The sequence below is a fragment of the Longimicrobium sp. genome, from assembly GCF_036554565.1.
GTDB lineage: Bacteria > Gemmatimonadota > Gemmatimonadetes > Longimicrobiales > Longimicrobiaceae > Longimicrobium.
Genome location: NZ_DATBNB010000837.1, coordinates 1 through 2,891 on the forward strand (window position 1 = coordinate 1; position 2,891 = coordinate 2,891).

Annotated in this window: 1 protein-coding gene; it reads right to left on the reverse strand. The window is 68.6% G+C overall.

The window, feature by feature from the left end:
• Nucleotides 1-2,891, reverse strand: a 2,891-nt coding sequence (locus tag VIB55_RS23655) for a hypothetical protein (RefSeq protein ID WP_331879146.1), incomplete at both ends; no start/stop codon positions are given.

Genomic DNA, 2,891 nt, shown 5'->3' on the forward strand with positions numbered 1-2,891 from the left:
TAGCGCAGGAAGCGCCCGATCTGCTCGCGCCCGTACTCCTTTTCCATCACCATCAGCGCGCTGTACTCGGCCAGCGTTTCGCTGAGCATGGCCGAGCCCTGCACGTGCGCGCCCACCGCCTGGTGACCCCACCACTGGTGCGCCACCTCGTGCGCGGTGACGAAGTACGGGTAGTCGATGTCGTCCGCCTCCACGTCGGCGATGAAGCCGATGCCCTCGCTGTACGGAATGGTGCCCGCGAACGACTGCGCGTAGTCGCCGTAGCGCGGAAACTCCACGATCCGCACCTGCCGGTGCTGGTATGGGCCGAACTCGCGCGTGAAGTAGTCGAGCGACGCCTTCACCGAGCGGATCATCCGCGCCACGTTGTACTCGTGCCCGGGATGGTGGAACACCTCGATGTCCACGCCCTTCCACCGGTCGCGCCGTACCGTGAAGCGCGCGGAGAGGAACGAGTAGAAGTTCAGCATCGGCGCTTCCATCTCGTACCGGAAGAACCGGCGCCCGTCCCGCCGCCACTCGCGCACCAGCCGCCCCGGCGCGATCGCCACCTGGTCGGGCGAGGTGGAGACGGTCGCGGCAAACTTGATCCAGTCGGCGTCGCGCGACAGGTCGTTGCGCATCAGCGCGCGCGGATCGCCGATCGCCGGCACGCGCGGGCGCTCGGACAGGCCGTGCCGCTCGCGCGCGCCCTCGTCCTGCAGCTCGCCCTCCGGGTTGTAGCCGATCCCCGGCAGCCACTGGTTGTCGAAGAAGGTGCCGTTCTGCACCACGGGATGGAACGAGGGCTCGTCCGCAAACCCGCGCGTCACGAACCGCAGGGTGAAGCGCAGCTCCGTCGAGTCGCCCGGGGCCAGGGGGCGCGCGAGGCGAAAGGCGTGGTACCCCTTCTTCTTGTCGCGGATGATGGGCTGCGCCGGCGCGCCCAGTTCCAGCCGGTCGACCGTGATGGTGTTCACGATGTCGACGTGCACCTGGTCGATGGGACGCCCGGCGCGGTTCACCAGCCGGTACACGCCACGGATGGCCAGGTCGCGCGACGCGGGATGGATGTCCACCTCCAGCCGCACGTCGGTGATGCGCGGCTGCGGAAGCGCCTCGAACTTCTTGTACTGCTTTTCGTACAGCGCCTGGATCCGCTCGGCATCCTCCTCCGTCTCCCACTCGTTCAGCACGGTGGTGTTGTGGACGATGAAGCCGCCCGTCCCCAGAACCAGCGCGAACGCCGACGCGGCGGCGGCCAGCACGGGCCGCTTCGCGCGGGCGCGGGCCATCTTCATCCGCCATCCCCCGCCCTGCTCCTGCCCCCGCACCCAGAGCAGGTTGCTGGCGATGGCCATCAGCACGGCCACGCCGCCCCAGAAGGCGGTGTACCACGCCCACGGCCGCAGCGTGTGGCCGTAGCCGTTCATGTCCGAGTAGAGCGTCTCCGGCGAGGCCGAGTAGTGAAACAGGTTGTGCGAAAGGCTGGTGGAGTACAGGTACGGGCTCAGCACGAAGTACAGAATGACGATCAGGTGCCCTACGTACTTGTGGTTCGCCAGCGACTGCACCGTCATGGCGAACACGATCCACAGTACGAAATACGGCAGGCGAATCCCGAACAGTTCGCGCAGGTACAGCCCCGGCTCCATCCGGAAGTAGCCGGAGGCCGCCTGGATCAGCATGCCCGTCAGCATGCTGGCGAACAGGAGGACGGCCACCATTGCCGCCAGCGCCAGCGCCTTGCCGGCGAAGGGCACCCAGTTGGGCACGGGCATGGAATCGTGGATCTGCGCAGTCCGTGCCTCGCGCTCTTCCCACACCAGCTCGCCCGCGTACACGGCCACGATCACGATGATGAACAGCATGAACGAGCCGCTGACCATCTCCAGCATCATGTACGTGACGGGGTGCGGCTCCACGCCGTAGATGGTGCCGCGCTGGCCGCCCATCACCAGCCCCAGCGCCACGCACATCCCGGCCAGGAGCCAGAACCAGACACCGCGCACCATCCGCAGGAACGACGCGTGCGCCACCCCGCCCACCTGCGCCGACCGCGCCGCGGACCCGAAGGAGCGATGGGGCTGAGGAAGCGTCAGCCGCGCCGCCAGCGACGGAGCCTGCGTCGGCTCCGCGGGCAGCCGTCCGCCCGATTCGCTGGCGAACTGCGCGAAGCGGAACCGGGCGATGCCGTAGGCCAGGATCGCTCCGCCCACCGCCATCCACAGCACCCGGTTCAGCAGCAGCGCGTCGGTCAGCGGCAGGGGCATGCCGTTGGATTCCGCCACCGTCCAGTAGCGCATGGCCCAGTTCAGCGGCGCCAGGCCGAACGGGTCGGAAAGCTGGGTGAACCAGTCGAAGTCCAGGCCGTCTACGAACACGCGCGAGATGCTCCACCCCAGCAGCAGCGCCAGCCCGCCCACCTGAACCGCCACGAACTTGCGGCTGAGCGCGCCCATCACCAGGAACAGCGCCGACGTGGCCAGCACGTTGGGAATGACGATCAGCGCGAAGGGCAGCGCGTACGCCCCGGCCCCGTACGAGGCGATGCGGTCCGGGTCGGCGAAGGGCAGCGAGGCGGCCGTGGCCGCGCCGAGCGGTATCCCCAGCAGCACCAGCAGGTTGGCGATCACCGCGCCCAGGTAGCGGGCACCCAGGTAGGCCGGCTTGGGGACGGGCGTCGTAAAGAAGAGCGGGTGGATGCCCGCCTGGAAGTCGCGGTGCGCGGCGTGCCCGGCCAGCGCCGCCGTCACGGGCACCGCCAGCACCGAAAAGATGGAGGTAAGGTTGGCGATGCGGCTGGGTGAGTTGGCGATGGTGACGGGCGAGCCCAGGTCGAAATCGGCCCACACCCCCGCCGCCGCGGCCATCAACACGAAGCCGAGGATGAAGAAGACGGCGAAGTACAC